General features: G+C 57.8%; 13 protein-coding genes and 1 pseudogene. 8 read left to right on the forward strand and 6 right to left on the reverse strand.

What is annotated here, in order from left to right:
• Positions 1 to 538: 538 nt before the first annotated feature.
• From TSA66_RS27565 to TSA66_RS26000, 3 genes and pseudogenes are all read right to left on the reverse strand, one after another.
• Positions 539 to 745 carry a DUF1998 domain-containing protein gene (locus tag TSA66_RS27565; protein ID WP_232429395.1) on the reverse strand — a complete coding sequence of 69 codons (207 nt, stop codon included), beginning with the start codon at positions 743 to 745 and terminating at the stop codon, positions 539 to 541.
• Between the two features lie 416 nt (positions 746 to 1161).
• Positions 1162 to 2444 (reverse strand): annotated as a pseudogene (locus TSA66_RS03280) (tyrosine-type recombinase/integrase).
• Between the two features lie 227 nt (positions 2445 to 2671).
• Positions 2672 to 3733 carry a DNA-binding protein gene (locus tag TSA66_RS26000; protein ID WP_084199243.1) on the reverse strand — a complete coding sequence of 354 codons (1062 nt, stop codon included), beginning with the start codon at positions 3731 to 3733 and terminating at the stop codon, positions 2672 to 2674.
• 146 nt (positions 3734 to 3879) lie between these two features.
• On the opposite strand from TSA66_RS26000, the gene TSA66_RS03300 reads away from it, so the two are divergent.
• Entirely contained in the window at positions 3880 to 5076 is a 1197-nt protein-coding gene (locus TSA66_RS03300; protein WP_052452068.1) for a tyrosine-type recombinase/integrase, read from the forward strand.
• Positions 5077 to 6405: 1329 nt separating this feature from the next.
• On the opposite strand, the gene TSA66_RS03310 is transcribed toward TSA66_RS03300, so the two are convergent.
• The 3 genes from TSA66_RS03310 to TSA66_RS26735 form a co-directional block, all read right to left on the reverse strand.
• Complete coding sequence (locus TSA66_RS03310; RefSeq protein WP_157691584.1) at positions 6406 to 7308, reverse strand: tetratricopeptide repeat protein; 903 nt, start codon at positions 7306 to 7308, stop codon at positions 6406 to 6408.
• Between the two features lie 409 nt (positions 7309 to 7717).
• Positions 7718 to 7960 (reverse strand): hypothetical protein, encoded by a 243-nt coding sequence (locus tag TSA66_RS26005; RefSeq protein ID WP_084199244.1) that lies wholly within the window; start codon positions 7958 to 7960, stop codon positions 7718 to 7720.
• Between the two features lie 707 nt (positions 7961 to 8667).
• Positions 8668 to 9132: a hypothetical protein gene (locus tag TSA66_RS26735; RefSeq protein ID WP_040038975.1), complete on the reverse strand. Its 465-nt coding sequence runs from the start codon at positions 9130 to 9132 to the stop codon at positions 8668 to 8670.
• A gap of 383 nt (positions 9133 to 9515) precedes the next feature.
• Between TSA66_RS26735 and TSA66_RS03320 the strand changes: the two genes are divergently transcribed.
• The 7 genes from TSA66_RS03320 to TSA66_RS03350 all read left to right on the forward strand — a co-directional run bounded on the left by TSA66_RS03320 (position 9516) and on the right by TSA66_RS03350 (position 15952).
• Positions 9516 to 10067: a cation transporter gene (locus tag TSA66_RS03320; protein WP_052452072.1), complete on the forward strand. Its 552-nt coding sequence runs from the start codon at positions 9516 to 9518 to the stop codon at positions 10065 to 10067.
• 621 nt (positions 10068 to 10688) lie between these two features.
• Positions 10689 to 11636 carry a cytochrome c oxidase subunit II gene (gene coxB, locus TSA66_RS03325; protein ID WP_052452073.1) on the forward strand — a complete coding sequence of 316 codons (948 nt, stop codon included), beginning with the start codon at positions 10689 to 10691 and terminating at the stop codon, positions 11634 to 11636.
• Positions 11637 to 11689: 53 nt separating this feature from the next.
• Positions 11690 to 13606 (forward strand): cytochrome c oxidase subunit I, encoded by a 1917-nt coding sequence (ctaD, locus tag TSA66_RS03330; protein ID WP_052452608.1) that lies wholly within the window; start codon positions 11690 to 11692, stop codon positions 13604 to 13606.
• Positions 13603 to 14199, forward strand: coding sequence for a cytochrome c oxidase subunit 3 (locus TSA66_RS03335; RefSeq protein WP_040038978.1), 597 nt, complete (start codon positions 13603 to 13605; stop codon positions 14197 to 14199). The genes ctaD and TSA66_RS03335 overlap by 4 nt, the downstream gene beginning before the upstream one ends.
• 4 nt (positions 14200 to 14203) lie before the next feature.
• Positions 14204 to 14635: a hypothetical protein gene (locus TSA66_RS03340; protein WP_040038979.1), complete on the forward strand. Its 432-nt coding sequence runs from the start codon at positions 14204 to 14206 to the stop codon at positions 14633 to 14635.
• Positions 14636 to 14661: 26 nt separating this feature from the next.
• Positions 14662 to 15537, forward strand: a complete 876-nt coding sequence (locus TSA66_RS03345; RefSeq protein WP_052452074.1) for a cytochrome c oxidase assembly protein — start codon at positions 14662 to 14664, stop codon at positions 15535 to 15537.
• Positions 15538 to 15604: 67 nt separating this feature from the next.
• The gene (locus TSA66_RS03350) at positions 15605 to 15952 is read left to right on the forward strand and encodes a c-type cytochrome (protein WP_040038980.1); all 348 of its coding nucleotides are present in this window, start codon (positions 15605 to 15607) and stop codon (positions 15950 to 15952) included.

Here is a 15952-nt window from a genome sequence, read left to right on the forward strand (position 1 = left end):
GCCTGGATGATGAGGCGGTTATGAGCAGGCGAAACTGTGATTGGAAACATATCTTGAGGTTGCGTAACGTTTTTCTGTACGTCAATCTCATATTGTCTTGCTCATATTGGTTGGTGCACATCCCAAATTTATGGGATTGCAGGTCCTGCGGCATTATGCCTCAGGCGTCGGCATGAGGCCTTTAGATGTTGGCGCAGAGGAAGATAGGCAATTAACATGAAGACTCACCCAGCGGGCGCCTACACGATTCTTAGCAGATCATCTGGACATACGTTCCAAAATAATTATTTGAGTTCTGATGAGTCGGGTTGGCTAGGCGCCTGAGCACCATTGTGGCGATGGAGATTGCGGTCAGCTCCACTGATCTCTTTGATCATGCCGTCGGACCGGTTGATCAGGAGCGATGGATTCCGCAGCCGGATCGTGTTCGGAGCAAAGCGGATCGGACGAGCAAATCTTCGTGCGATTGAGTGCTTGCTCGAGCAAGCGCCCGAGGTCTCTGGTTTCCCCAAATCGACGAGTCCGCCGAGCGTTCCATCTATACCGCAGCTGCGGTATAGATGAGAATGCCGGCCTGCGGATCGTCCCCGTTGGTATCCGCATAGATACGCTCCCGAATGCTGGCCGCGTTATAGCCGCACTCCAACGCCAGCTCACGGATCAGCAAGTGCAACAGCGTATGCAGCAAGGCGTAACGTATCCCAGGATAGCCATCCTCGGATTCAGATGCCGCGCATTTCGCCATCCACGGTGGCCCTCCCGCAGTCTGTGTTCGAGCCGTTTCACCGCTTCCCTCTCCTCCCATGTTTTCAGAGCCTGCTCATCGAACTGAAGGAAAATTCTCTCACCATGTACTTGGCTCGCAGGCACCCAGTCGGGTTTACTGCGAGCCAAATCGGCCATCGGTGGATGCTCATCAGGGTCGGAGGACTCCTCTGGTGCCTCGACTGGCGTAAATGCCAACAAGGCGTTCACTTCCCGTAGGCGCTCCAGCAACAACACCCTTGCAATGAGCTTTTCGAATCCAGAAGGAACCTTCTCCTGCTCGCTCAAGAAGTCGGGGTAGTCAGCCGGAGGGATGGCTTCGGTCAGGACTGCCCATTCGGGGCCTTTGATGTCCGATTCGGTTACGACGGCCGGGCGTACCCGACCGATGAGCCCCTATAGCGGCCCGGACAGCCTTAAATGACGACCTAGACCCAGCGTCGCACAAAGGTGGCTATTTTTTCCCGCCTGCAGCGGCACCACGTCAGCACCTTGGCGTAGTTGATCCAGATAATCCGCCCAACGCTGCATCATTTTCCGGCGCGCTGGCAGGTGAGCTGTGCGATTGTATGCCCGCCCGTTCGGATCTTTCACCGCATGCGCCAGCTGATGCTCGATCAGATCGACCCGCTCGTCGAGCACTTCATCCATGATCGTCCGGGCCATAGCCCGGAAACCGTGTGCAGTCATCACTTCCTTGCTGTAGCCCATGCTGCGTAAGGCCGCATTGATCGTGTTTTCGTTCATGCACCGCTCGCCAGTGCGAATACTGGGAAAAACATACTTGCCGTGCCCGGTAATTAGATGCATCTCGCGCAGGATTTCAACTGCCTGCCTCGACAATGGCACAAGGTGGTCCGCGCCCATTTTCATTTTGGGGCCAGGAATATTCCACTCGGCGGCGTCAAGATCAATTTCGGCCCATTCCGCAGATCGCAACTCTCCTGGCCGGACAAACAGCAGCGGCGACAACTTCAGCGCCGCGACGGCATAGGGGTGCCCGTTATATCCATGAATTGAACGCATCAGCGCCCCAACCTGCCTTGGATCAGTGATTGCGGCATAGTGGGTCCGCCGGACCGACGACAACGCCCCCTTGAGATCGGCAGTGACATCGCGTTCCACCAAGCCGGCGGCTAAAGCATGGCGAAAAATCTGACCGCACATTTGCTTTACCCGGTGCGCGGAATCGATTGCGCTACGCGCCTCCATCTTTTGCACGGTCAAAAGTACGTCCCTCGGGCCAATGGTGGAAATGGGTCTCTTGCCAATCGAGGGAAACACGTCCTTCTCCAGCCAGATCGTTATCTTCTCCTGCGTGCTTGCCGCGCGGTCTGCTTCCGTTTTTTTCAACCACCCCCTCGCCACAGCTTCAAAGGGGGCTGGCCGCCGCGTCGAGCTTTGCGTGCTTTTCCAGCCGCTTGGCCTCCCCTGGGTCTATCCCGTCCGCCAGCAGCTCCCGCGCCTTGTCGCGCCGTTGCCTGGCTTTTGCCAGCGACACCGCCGGATACACTCCGAGTGCCAGTGTCTTGCGCTTGCCAAGATGGCGGTAATCCATGCGCCAGTACTGCCCGGCAGCCTTTCACGAGGAGATACATTCCCTGTCCATCTGGGAATTTGTCGCCAGCCGGCTTGCCGGAGTGCTTCACGTTTCTCACGAAGGTATCTGTCAGCGCCATTGTTCACCCTTGACGGTATCTCAGTTTTCCGGGTAGAACAGGTGCCGTCAAAAATGACGGTATTTTTGTGCGCTTCCATGTTATCGCGCGAAAAACATTTAGACAAAAAAAGCCCGCAATGCTAATCAACATGCGGATTTCGAGAGAATATGAGATGAACTGAGACAGTTATTTGGTGCTCGAGACCGGAATCGAACCGGTGCGCCCGCTCTCGGGTAAGTGGCGGATTATAAGTCCGCTGATTTAAGACTCTTTGAGGCGCGAGCTCCGCGTGTTGATCTGCCTGTCTTCATCAGTTCGTCGACTTTTTGCCTCGCTTGTGCGAGCTGAGTTTGCAATTCTGCGGCTTCCCCATCAATACGCGCAATATACGCATTTTTATCGCCCAGAAGGTTGCGCATCGTGCTCAAATCCTCCAAAGCAAGGTCACGGCTTGCAGAAACCGCCTTCAGGTTCCCTTCAAGCTCGCCAGCCTTTTGTCGATAGTTGCCAAGCTGTTCCTGCAGGGTAGCCAGTTCGGCGCGGTGGCGCTCCGCCATCTGCGCAGCGCTGGCGCGAACGGCGTTTATCTCCGTGAGTAGCTTGCCAGCTGCGGTTCGCTCGCGGTCGATCTCCATAAGTGCGCGCGCCTCCGAAGCCCGGAAACGCTCTTCCGCGAGACTCGCGGCTGACCGCAGTTTTTCGAGCTCCAGCCCGAAATCCCGCCTGGCGTCGTCCAGCTTTTGCAGCAACCCGGCGTTCTCGCCGCGCGTGTTGTTGAGCTGACTCTCAAGAGAACTGACGGTGGCGTCCCGCGCCGCGACCGCTCGCTCCAGTTCGCCGATTCGCGCATGCGCCTGCTCCAGCGTCTGGCTGACCAGCGCATGGGACGCGCGCATCGCATCGCGCTCACTTTGCGCATCTGCCTGCGCCTGTCTGGCTTCAGCCACCTGGGCCTGCGCGTCGCTGCGCAATGCCGTCAGTCCTTCCTGCGCCGCGCCCTGCGCCGTCGACCACAGCGCCGCCACGAGTTCGCCGGCCGCAGTCTTCAACGATTCCGGAAGGTCTGGATGTTCGATACGTACCCGGCTCTTGTCCCGCAGATCTTCCCAGAACTTGTTGAGCGCCTCGGCCGGCGCACTCATGCTGCCCTTGCGCACGAGCTGGTACAGCTTGTTGGTGGTTGGCGTGACGCCGTAACGGAAAAACAGCAGTACGCAGGCTTCGCGGTACAGGTCCTGCGTCTGCGGGAACTGCTCACGCAGCTGGTCGATATCGGCCAGCAGCTGTTTTTCGTTAAAGTCGGCCATAATCGTGACGGAAGGAAAGGGTTAAGAGAGCCAATAATATAACGTAATACATAATAAAGCTAACTCGGCGATTCAGAAATATGACATTAGCGCTATAATGTCTAATTCATTGGAGTGGACGCGTTAATGCATGCGTCACCGTCTATATGCCGTCCGACTCGCCGGAATCCCTCCCCCTCCTGGTCCTCGACGCGACCGAGCGCGTGCCGCTCTTGCCCGAACTGGATGGCCGCAACGGCAGCAACCGTGCGGCGGGAAATCACGCGCTGATCACTGCCGATAACGATCTCGATGCGCTGCACGCGTGGCTCGCACGCTTCGTCGACACGAAAACCACGTTCGACAACTACCGCAAGGAAGCTGAACGCCTGCTGCTCTGGGCCCATGTCGAATTGCACAAGCCAGTCTCGTCGCTCACGCACGAGGATCTGCTCGCATACCAGCGGTTTCTCGGCGACCCGCAGCCGGCTTCGCGCTGGATCATGCGCAAGGGCCGCAAGGTCGCGCGCTCGCATCCGAACTGGCGCCCGTTTGCGGGGCCGCTCGCGCCGTCGAGCCAGCGGCAGGCGATCCTCATTCTCAACGCAATGTTTTCGTGGCTGGTCCATGCCGGCTACCTGGCTGGCAACCCGTTATCCCTTTCCCGGCAGCGTGCGCGCAAAGCCAAGCCGCGCATCACGCGCTACCTGGAAGAGGAACTGTGGAATGAAGTCAAACGCACGATCGAGCAGTTGCCGAAGGAAACGAAACGGGAGCGGGAGCATTACTTCCGCCTGCGCTGGCTGTTTTCACTGATGTACGTGTGCGGACTGCGCATTTCAGAGGTGAACGGCAATACCATGGGCGGCTTCTTTTGCCGACGCGACAAGGACGGGCAAGAGCGCTGGTGGCTGGAAGTGACCGGAAAAGGTGATAAAACCCGGATCATCCCGGCCACCAATGAGTTAATGGTTGAGCTTGCCCGGTATCGTCGTGAAATGGGGCTGGCGCCCTTCCCTCTGCCTGGTGAATCCACTCCCCTGCTCTTGCCAATCGGCGGCAAGCATCGAGTCTTGTCTCGCGGAGGCCTGCATGCAATCGTCAAGCAAGTCTTTGAGCGCACGGCGTTGCGACTACGCCAGCATGGTGAAGCAAATGCCTTTCTGGCGAATCGCGTCGAGCAAGCGTCCGCGCATTGGCTGCGCCACACCGCGGGGTCGCACATGGCCAATCAAGACATCGATTTGCGCCATGTCCGCGACAACCTCGGACATGAATCGATCAGCACGACCAGCCATTACCTGCATGCATCCGACGATGAGCGACATCGGGAAACCGAGCAACGGCATAAGCTCAGGTGGTAATTCCCACTGCGCACCGCATCGAACCGCCGGCATGAGGCATGGACATGATTTTTGGTTGACGTCATCCCTCAGCCTGCGGCGGTCGCGTCGGGCCGCACAGCGCGGGAATCTGGATGGTGATATGGAGGTGCCAGCGTCCGCGCGCATCTTCGCTAAATGCCCCCGGCCCGAGCGCGGGTGCAAGCCATACGAATTCCACGGCGAGAGCGGCACGCCTTGATACCAGAGCTGCCCGAGCGTGCAGCGGGTCGCGGATGCCTTGAACGGGATCCAGCCGAGATGGCGCTGCGCGCCGCCAGACTTGCGCCAATTTTGGAAACATCGAACGGTAGCCTGCCAGAAAACTGCCTCGTTTCCGACGCCTGTTGGATTCCTCTTGACGGGAGCCACACGCATGGCGTCCCTGCACGCCACGAGCGGATGCGTATTCCGGAAAATATCGGCAGCGTGTCCAACGCTCTCAGCAGTCAATCCGGTGCTCGTGAGCGCCGGCAGGCATTGGCCCGCCTCAGCTGTTAAGCACGCGAATCCAACTGACGGGTAATGCTGGGATGACGCAGCCAGTACAGGTCATCTATCGAAGGTGCGTTGGACCGAGAGCATCCAGGTCGACATGGAAAGCAGCCATAGCTCCGGCAATAGGTTCATGACGCAGGAGTGATGCCTAAGCATCCCGGCAGCTGGGGCTGTCTGAATTCCATATCCGCCCTGTCCAGCTGCCCAGAAAAACCCAAATAGATCCGGGTCGTAACCGCCAACCAACTCGCCCTCGGCAACCAAACGATCGCAGCCCGGACCAAACATGCTTGGGCCGACGCGTCACCATCATTGTCTGCGTCTGAATCACATCAATCGCCGTGGCAATGTCTAGTTCTTCCGGTTGGACGTCGTGCTGTTCGACCGGGTCCGAATTGAATGGTGAGCCGAGCAGAAGTCCTGTATCGGGCTTCTATAAAAGGAATGGCGGGTATCCATAAACAACGGCCAGCGATCGGTCGAGCCCCCTTCCGGGGGCGCAAAGAGTAGTGCCGACCTCCGCATCCAGGGCCAGCCCGGTAGGACGCACGCCAGCCAGGCGGCCAATCTCGTCCGCCCAGGCGCCAGCAGCGTTGACAATAATATTGGCGGTGACAACGCCATGGTTGGTGGTCATCTGCCACTGACCATCGTATCAACACAACGCTTGCACCTGCCTATCGAATAACACGGTGCCTCCATTGGTGCGCACGGCGCGTCTTACCCGTGGCCGACTTTGCGTTCGCGGCGGGACATGCCAGGAAAAAGTGCACCTCTCGTGGCTGTCACTTCCAGCCGATGCAGGATGGGACGTCACCACGTGCGGACAGGACTTGGCGCGCTCAGCGCGAGCGAAAACTGCACCACGCTGCGCACAGGGTTTTCCCAACGCGCCAGCGCCCGCCTTGCCCGGATCTCGTCCGGACAGGCCAGCCCCAGCCGGTGCCGGTTTTCCCATTGCGCCGCCGGTACGTGTGAATGTGCGTCGTGCAGATGCCCTTCGCTACTTTGTTTGCATATGGCCCGCAACGAGGTCGTCCAGTCTTCCATCTCGACCCCGAGTTCGTGACAAATTTCTTCGAAGGCGGCGAGGTCCTTCTGAGCGCTCACCTGCAGGTCGACCTCATAAGTGTCGTAGCCAGAGGCAATATTGAGTTCGAGCACGTTGAACACGGGGCGTTCCGCGCCTTCCAGCATGCGCGCGCCGACCGGCGCGCCGTCATGCAAGACTACATCACCGAAGCGAAATCCGGAATCCGGAAAAGGGATACTTAAGAGTTGCGCGCGCACCGGATCGATGCGCCGGCTCCAGACCAATTCGCCGTCGCGCTCGGGATTTAGCCGCACCGGCGTCCAGCCGAAGTCGGCGAAAATTGGCTGGTCGCCCCCTTCGATCGGCAAGCCCAGCCGATGCCAGACGGCACGTGCCGTTTTCCAGTCGCATAGTGCCGTGGCCGCAATGCCGAGGTTCCAGTTCGCGGCCTCGTCGTCAGGCGCCAGTTCGACGGCACGCTTGTTGAAGCGGAACGACTCCGTCCACTGCCGGCGGTACTTGTAAATCAACCCGATGTTGTAATGGGTGACCGCGCGGGTAAAGTCGAGCTGCAGTGCCTCGAAATACTTTTTTAGCGCAAGGTCGGTTTGTCCCACTGCGGCCAGCGCCCTGGCAGACTGGTGCAATGCTTCTGCGCGCAACTGGGCATACTCTATAGCCACAACACCTCCCGCATGAAAATTCCTGCAGCGTCGTCAACCGTGGTATCGGTCGAAGTCGTCGATTGACTGCCATGCTGCCACGCGCTCGCATTCCACGCAATCGACTCGGAAGTACTGCCCCTGGAGTCGTCACGCCGACAGTGCCTTGTGAGAGGCCGCGCTGTGGACGAAATACACCGACTTTGCATGACGCTGTGGCGAGGAGGTGCAGCACGTTCTGGAACCTTCACACCTGCAGCGCACCAAGGCGCGCATCGCGCAGTCAGCCGCGGAGCGATGATTGTGCTGCATTCGCACCGAGCGAAAAAAAGATACACAGCCATGCGCGGGCAATGACAACGCACCTGGATGTCGCTTGAATGAAAAAGGCTCGCCTGAAGGCGAGCCTTTTTCCAATTATAAGGGCAAGTTATTTTGCCGGGGTAGATGCAGCATTTTGAGCTACGGAAGCATCAGCAGCTTTGGCCTTCTTAGCAGCGTGCTTTTTAGCGTGCTTCTTGACGTGGACCTTTTTGGCCGGAGCAGCCGCCGGGGCGGATGCTTGAGTCGACGCAGCCGGAGCAGAGGCTGCAGTGGAAGCAGGAGCTGCATTCTGGGCGCTAGCAATACCAACAAAAGCAAACAGGGCTGCGATCAGGGCGATTTTTTTCATGGAAAGACTCTCTTTCTTTGTGAGTGCAAGGGAAAATCTCCCTTGTTGCCCTCAATAACGAGGCCACAACGCATTCCGATGACATGCTTACAAATTGTTGCAAAGGTGAAAAGTGATCGTCCATGATTGATTCACCTGCGTCCGTCTGTGGTTGCATCGCCGATCCGGAACTGCCGAACGCAGCTATCGTACGGCCCGACAGTGCAGTTCCATCCCATGAACATCGGGGTACCCTGCATGCCGCTGTGAGTAATCGCAGGCGTGAATTGGAAAGCCGGACGCATCCCCGCATTGCAGCGGGAGCGACAGATCCCGGCGACCATCCAGAAGGAAGGACTCCGGCCGCCCTATGGGCGCGGCCGGGTTACCTCGGTAATGATCCGCTCGATCATTTGCATTTGCGGCGCCCTATTGGAAAGATACAGGTACTGATCCGGCCAACCGCCATCCAGATCCCCCCAACAGTCCCAGCAGCTGTTGGGATTGGGGTCGATCCACGAGACGACGCCTATCGGATAAGCGATGTGCTCTGGGAACAGATCGGGCCATTGCTGCCAGCGCCGACACCACTTCCGCCGGGACGTCATCGGCCGCGCGTATCCAATCGTGCGGCCATGAATGCCATTCTGTTGGTGGATGGCCTGCAGACAGGCGGCCGTCGACCTGCGCGTGACCTGCCGAATGTCGGCCGCAGTTTTGCTGCTCGATTACTTTGGCGACTGGCCATTACCGGCGTTGGGGGACGCTTGCGTGGAACCGTGCCTGTCGTTCGATGATTGTGATTTTCCGGATGCATGCGATCCACCTGACGAACTGCCGCTGCTCGCGCCACGGCGCAATGTTTCCTCGTAGGCGAGCTGCTCCCGTTTCACCTTACGATTAAAATCTGCATTCGCCTGCTTCCGGCAATTCGCCTTTGCGTTGCCGGTTTCGTTTTCGCAACGCGTCAATGCAGCATCGCGTTCGTTCTCCAGTCGCTTCTTTTTCAGTTGTAAATCCTCCTTCGCCAGCTTCGCGTAGCTTTCGTTCATGTTGGCGGCAGGTGCAATCGACAGGGTGGATTGATTCGAGCCGGTTGACGATTTGTTGCTCTCGGTTCCCGCTGCATTGGCTGCCATTGAGATCGGTCCTAGGCACATTGCCGCAATCAGTACCGTCTTGAAGGTGTTCATTTCAGTCTCCTTTCGCAAAGTCCGTTGGAACCGCAGTCATGCGGCTGCCGCTGAAATACATTTGATCAAAGCTATTTGACTATGCATCCCGAGCGAATGTTCTCGTCCGCAGTCGCTTGGGCAGTTACGGCTGTTGCATTTGAGAGTTGGCTGGGATTACGGTGGATCACCCAAAGCAGGTTGTCCACTCTCGAGTTCATCGCTCGGTGAAAAGAATGATCTTGCCGAAGGCAACCCCTTCCCCCCCGATACACTCCATAAGTATTCATTTCAGCGGGAACCAACCGCAAAATCCATCTTGTAAAACGAATTGGCACGAATTTCGCGCGCGGTGACTTATTTCAAAAGAAAATATGGCGAATACGACAGTAGACCGGCGACGCATGGCTATCGCTTTCATCGCCAATATCGCAATGTTTTTGACGGGCATGCTCGGCTGGTATCTCGCTCACTCAACAGCACTAATGGCCGATGCCTTTGACATGCTTGCCGATGCGTCCGGCTATATTGTGACCTGGTTGGTCATCGGCCGAACCAAGCGATTTCACCGGCATGCTGCACAATGGAATGGCGCAATGCTGATGGTGCTCGGCGCAGGCGTGCTGATCGACGTCATTCACCACGTCATTTCGGGCAGCGAACCCCATGGGCTTCTGATCTTTGCGTTTGCTTCCCTATCACTACTTGTAAATAGTAGCGTCCTGGCGATGCTGTCGGGATATCGGAATTCTGAGCAAGTTCATTTAAAGGCGACGTGGATCGACACACGCGCTGACGTCATCGTCAATGTCGGAGTCTTGGTATCCGGGATACTTGTTGCGGTCAGCGGCTACCGGCAGATCGATTGGATTGCAGGCTTGGCCATCGGAGCTTACGTGATCCATGAAGGGCGTGAAATTCTTGAAGAGGCGGGAAAACCGGAGTTGGAACCATGACATAGCAACAGATGCATTTGCGGCCAGAACCATGCTGTAGCTTTAACGTATCGCTGTCGGCCCCTGAGAGAGCGTGATGAGCTTTCAACGGGCCGACACAAACTGTGTTCATGCGTGACGACGAGTATCCGCTATGGACACTTCATTAAAGCTCGCCAATTGCTGAATGGAAGCAGTACCGGGCGTGCTGCGCCAACGAATTGGCTCGCGCTCTAATTTACGTCAAAAATATATTCCCCTAAATTGAATTTAGGGCGATTGTGCACTCTAATGGAGATTGCTGGTTTTGCAGCGTATATACATGTAACGCCGGCAAGGCAAGGCGTGAGCAGTAATTTTCATATAGCGATGGAATAGCTGTCCGCTCTTTCGCCACGCTTGCAAAGATTGTTCTTTCGCTCTGGTATCGCCGTGTTTTGTGCTCCTCAGTAGGGACTCGCCTTGCCTCAGCAAGCCATCGTTTTGTCGAGTCGGCCCGCGTTGCAACACTGTGACTGCAAACGCACAACGCTTGCCCGTCGTGTAGCCATGCAAGAGATTCTTCTCCACGCCCGCCGGGTGATACTTGGAGCAAGCAGCGTCCTTGTGGCTGCAACGCTACCCGCTCAAGCCCAGGCTCCCATGAGTTACCTGCAGACCGCCGGACCGGCAGCCGATCCGGTCACGCATCTCAATTGGGGTCTGCTTGCAATCTCACTTGCCGTTGTGGTGATCATCTGCATCCTTGTTTTGTGGGCCACGTTTCATCGTCGTCCCCCGGCACAACAACGGCTGGATGGTAGAACTGCTCTTGAAATAGCGCGCGACGGCATGCCATGGATCACCATTGGCGTTGGCATCTCGACCGCGGTTCTGCTGGGCGCCGCGGCATGGACCATGATTACGCTGTCCGCAGTGGCGGCTCCATCGGCCAACGAGGCGTTACATATCAACGTCATTGCCCACCAGTGGTGGTGGGAGGTCTCCTATCCAGGCAAGCAGCAATCGGAACTAACCATCGTCGCCAACGAGATCCACATCCCTGTTGGCCAGCCAGTCTTGCTCCGGCTTGAGAGTGACGATGTGATTCATTCGTTTTGGATTCCGAAACTTGCGGGTAAAACTGACATGATTCCCGGCCAGACCAATCGCGCCTGGCTGCAAGCAAACCAGGCCGGCGATTATCGCGGTCAATGCGGCGAATACTGCGGTGCCCAGCATGCGCAGATGGTTATGCACGTTATCGCCGAACCGCCGGATGCGTTCGCCGCCTGGCTGCGCCGACAGCGGCAGCCGAGCACAACGCCGACGGATGCCCAGGCATTACACGGACAACAGATTTTCCTCGCACGCTGCAGCATGTGCCATACAGTAAATGGATCCGACGCCGGCGGCCGCGCCGGCCCCGATCTGACGCATTTGATGGGTCGGCACACGATAGCGGCCGGCGTTCTGCCGAATACCGTCGAAGAGTTGACGCGCTGGGTGGCCCACCCACAGGACGTGAAACCAGGTGTGCGCATGCCTGTCATCGAGCTGAACCAGGACGACCTTCATGCGCTGGTGACGTATCTCGAAACGCTGAAATGATGTCTGGATGAGCGGAGCATACCTTGGCAGCTGATCATTATTCGCGCGTACCCATCACTGTCAACAGCAGCACCGACCCCGGCATTGCGGAGCGGCTCGAACGCATCTGGAAGACCGAACCCGGCCTTCGCGGCTGGTTCGCTACGGTCGATCACAAGCAGATAGGACTTCGCTACCTCGTGACTGCCTTCCTCTTCCTCCTCATCGGCGGCATCGAAGCGCTGTTATTGCGCTTGCAGCTCGCAGGTCCAGGTCGTCACGTACTTACCCCTGACCAGTACAACGAGTTGTTCACCATGCATGGCATGACCATGATTTTTCTGTATGCGTTACCGATCCTGTCCGGCTTCTCCAATTTCCTCTGGCCGCTGTTGCTCGGATCGCGCGATATGGCGTTCCCGCGATTGAATGCGTTCTCCTATTGGGTGTTCCTATTCTCCGGATTATTCATGTACGCAAGCTTTCTGGTCGGACGCCCTCCCGATGCTGGCTGGTTTAATTATGTTCCCTACAGCGGGCGCAATTACAACCAGAACGTGGGCATGGACCTGTACGCGCTGGGCATGGTGTTTTATGGCATTTCGACGACGGTCGGTTCGATCAACTTCGTCGTTTCCCTGCTGCGCACCAAGGCGCCCGGCATGTCCATCAATCGTGTTCCGATCATTATCTGGGGCACATTGACCGCTTCGGTCGGCAATCTTTTTGCGGTGCCGGCAGTAAGCCTGGCCTTCCTGCTTCTATGGTTTGACCGGAATTTCTATACCCATTTCTATGACGCCACACTCGGCGGCCATCCGTTGCTATGGCAGCACCTGTTCTGGATGTTTGGCCATCCCTGGGTATACGCAATTGTGCTGCCGGCCATGGGAATTGTGTCCGATGCCTTGCCAGTATTTTGCCGTCGTCCGCTTGTCGGCTACACGCCGGTCGCGCTATCGACCGTGACCACCATGTTCATCGGTTTTGGAGTCTGGGTGCATCACATGTTTGCCACCGGGTTGCCACCGTTATCACTCTCATTTTTCTCGGCAGCAAGCATCATCATCGTTCTCCCCAGCGCTGTCGCCGTTTTCGCATGGATCGCCACCATCTTTACCGGGCGCCCCGTGTTCAAGACGCCCTTCCTGTTTTTCGCCGGCTTCATCGTTCTGTTTACGATTGGCGGCGTCTCCGGATTCATGACCGCATCAGTGCCGCTCGACTGGCAGCTGACCGACACCTATTTCGTCGTAGCGCATATGCATTACGTTCTGCTCGGTATCAACGTCTTCCCTGTGATTGGCGGGCTGACATTCTGGTTTCCTAAGTTCACTGGCCGTATGCTGAACGAGCGGCTTGGCAAATGGAGTTTCTGGATCATGTTTATCGGCTTCAATGCTGGCTTTTTCCCGATGCATATCTCTGGGCTGCTCGGCATGCCGCGCCGCATTTACACGTATCCTCCGGGCCTGGGCTGGGATCTTCCGAACCTGGTGACATCGGTCGGCTCCTTCCTGTTCGCCGCAGGAATCCTGCTGTTCCTGATTAACGTAGTGCTTAGTTTGAAATCCAAAAGGATGGCCGACGCCAATCCCTGGGATGCGCCCTCCCTGGAATGGACGATATCGTCCCCTCCTCCCTCGTACAACTTTGCGGTCATTCCAACACTCGCCAGTCGGCATCCGCTATGGGAAGACCGGCTCGATAACGGCGGGGCGAGTTCGTCGCTGAGCGAAGGCCTGCTGCTTGACCATGGCCGCGAAACTGTCGCCACGACGCCCCTCGACGCCGAGCCGATCGCCATCCTGCGCATGCCAGAGGATTCCTTGATGCCATTCACGACTACCATCGTCCTGACTGTGTTGTTCGGCGCGCTGCTGCTGCACGCCTGGTGGATTGCCGGGTTGGCGGCGATTCTGACTTTCATTGCGACGGTAGCGTGGCTCTGGCCGCAAGCCTCGCTCGGACAAACTGCAGAAGCGATATGAACGTCGCCCAACTCGTCACCAAGCCCCTGCCGGTCGGCAGTGTCGATCACCGAGCTTCCGGCTGGTGGGGCATGTGGTGCCTCATTGCCACCGAAGCCGCGTTATTCGCTTACTTGTTATTCAGCTATTTTTACCTGGGATCCCAAGCACACGGTCATTGGGTGCCGGAACTGCCGAAGCTGGCCTTGGCGCTGCCCAATACCTTTATCCTGATTGCCAGCAGTTTCATACTGCGCTGGGGTGAGAACGGAATCCGGTGCGGTAAGCAGAACCGCCTGGTCTGGGGGCTTGGCGGGACAATCGTGCTTGGCATCGTGTTTGTCGGCATGCAAGTGCTCGAATGGCATAACAAGCCTTTTGCCTGGTCGACGGATGCCTATGCATCGAGCTATTTCGTGACGACTGGCTTTCACATGATGCACGTCATTGGCGGCCTGCTGGTGCTGGGCGTGCTGCTGCTTTGGACGACGTTCGGCATGTTCAATGCCAAACGCTATGCCGCAGTCTCTATTGGCAGTCTGTACTGGCATTTCGTCGATGTCGTGTGGCTCGCTGTCTTTACCTCATTCTATTTGCTGCCTTATCTGCATTGACGCCATGCATACCTATCCCGATGCCGCCTTGTTCGAGCCCCAGGCGCCACGCACCGTCCGTCCGCTGCGACTCTGGTTCGGGCTGCTGGCTGCGCCGGTCGCGTGGATGCTTGACGATATGCTGTCGTACTACATTGCAAGCCTGGAATGTCGGATCAGACCGTCCGGTGATGCACCACTGTATGCCGGCACTCTCTGGTTCTGGGTTGTCTTGATAGCCAGTCTGGCGGTAGCGTCGGCGGGGACCTGGGTCGCTGTCGGCAATTGGCGCAGGACTCGCAGCAGTCAACCGAGCGCTACGCACGCGCAACCATGGAGGCATGATGGCCATAGGCGTTTCGTCGCCACGGCCAGTGTGTTGAGCAGTATCGGATTCCTGACGGCTTTTGTATTCATGGTGTTCAACGTTGCCTTTGCCCCGATATGCGGATTCTGATGCTCGTCACAACACTGACAGCGCTTATGGCTCCCTGCCTCGCCTGGAGCCACGACGGGTACGAGCATGACGTGTCGCACTGGATCGCCGATCCATGGATGCTGGTCCTGCTCCTTGCGTCAGCCGGGGCCTATCTGCTCGGCTGGCGCAGCCTGCGCCGGGAAGGCAATGCGTCCAAGGTGCTGGGGTGTAGCCGTATATGGATGTTCAGCGGCGGCATGTTCGTCCTCGGCATTGCCCTGGTATCGCCAATCGACATCCTTGCCGAGCGGTCGATGAGCGTCCACATGACCCAGCACATGCTGCTGATGCTGGTCGCGCCGCCCTTGCTCGTATGGGGACGGCCGGTAGTCGCATGGCTGTGGGCATTCCCGTTGGCCGGGCGTCGGCGCATCGGGCAGGCCTGGATCGCAAGCAGGTTTCATCGAACTTATGGATTCATGATGCGGCCGATTGTGGTTTGGGCCTGCGCCAGCATTATGCTGTGGTTCTGGCACATTCCCTTCGCCTATGACCTGGCGCTGGAACACGAGAGCGTGCACGCGGTGGAACACTTGTGCTTCTTCATGACCTCGCTGGCGTTCTGGAACTTGACGCTCGCGCCTTGCGGCAGGCGGCAAACAGGACATGGTGCAGCCCTGGTCATGGTGGCGACGTTCTTTTTCCATAGTGGATTGCTTGGCGCGCTGCTGACCTTCGCGCGTACTCCGTTGTACCCGCCGTATGCGGGTGGCGCATTCGGCCTGGCAGCGCTCGAAGATCAGCAGCTGGCCGGTCTCATCATGTGGGTGCCGGCCGGCACTGTGTATCTCGTGGCCATGCTTAGTCTGTTCGCCAGCTGGCTGTCCGCCGTCCATGCCTATGACGCCTCCGCCCACAGTGCTGGAAAACCGCCTACCTGAGCGGGCCTGGCCGGAGATTCTCAATCAGACACATGGAAATGAAACAGTGAATGCGAGTGCCTTACGAATGACAGCGACTTTTTTCCTGTTCTGGGTCACAGCCGCTTCATGCCAGGATGGCCGCAACGGGGAAAGCGGCAATGCGGCGCGCGGCAAGGCGGCAATCGAAAGACATGCGTGCACTGCTTGTCATGCGATTCCGAACATCCGGGGTTCAGGCGGCAACGTCGGACCGCCGTTGGGCAGGATGGGCGAACGCAGCTACATCGCAGGCGAGTTGCCCAATACACAGGCCAACATGGTGCGCTGGTTGCGTAATCCCCCAGCGGTCGTACCGCATACCGCGATGCCGAATCTCGGCATAGACGAGACAGAAGCCAAAGACATGGCCGCCTTTCTCGCAACGCTCAAATGA

Origin of the sequence: Noviherbaspirillum autotrophicum (assembly GCF_000818395.1) — a bacterium.
Lineage (GTDB): Bacteria > Pseudomonadota > Gammaproteobacteria > Burkholderiales > Burkholderiaceae_D > Noviherbaspirillum > Noviherbaspirillum autotrophicum.